The sequence below is a fragment of the Amycolatopsis kentuckyensis genome (assembly GCF_002155975.1).
GTDB lineage: Bacteria > Actinomycetota > Actinomycetes > Mycobacteriales > Pseudonocardiaceae > Amycolatopsis > Amycolatopsis kentuckyensis.
In genome coordinates, this window is record NZ_MUMI01000745.1 from 1 (window position 1) to 578 (window position 578).

Sequence of the window (578 nt, forward strand, 5' to 3'; positions counted from 1 at the left end):
CCACCACTTCGCCGTCCACTGGTGGCTGTTGTGCGAGACGACGTTGTCCTTGACGTAGACCTTCGCCCGGTCCCACTCCGCCGCGGTGCACGAGCCGCCGCCCGGGGTGGTCGGGGTCGTCGTCACCGGCGGGGTCGTCTGCGGGGGCGTCGCGCCGGCGAAGCGGACGCTGAACTTCGTGAAGTCCCAGTCGTTCTGCGGGACGTTGCTGCAGACGCCGTTGTCCGTGGTGCCGACGCAGGCGCGGTCGCGGTTGACCGACCAGAACGTGAAACGGCCGAGGCCGTGACTGGTCGCGTAGTCGTACACCGTCTGGAAGTCCGAGGTGTAGAACATCTCGGCCGCGTCCGACTTGCCGTTCATGCCGGAGAAACCTTCGTGCGCGTACGCGGTCGCGCTGTCCCAGCCCAGGTGTGACATCAGCAGGCCGTGCAGGGCCTCCAGCGCCGACACCTGCGACGAACCGCCGTTGAAGCCGCCGTCGAACGGCATGATCGAGAAGTTGTTCGGCGTGAAGCCGATCGACTTCGCCTGGTCGATCAGCTGCGTGCCGAACCAGCCGGTGCCGGCCGCGGTGC

1 pseudogene is annotated in these 578 nt (G+C 67.8%); it reads right to left on the minus strand.

Features of this window, described 5'->3' with window-relative positions:
* Positions 1 to 578: pseudogene (locus tag CCN39_RS47055) on the minus strand (chitinase); the annotation flags it as partial.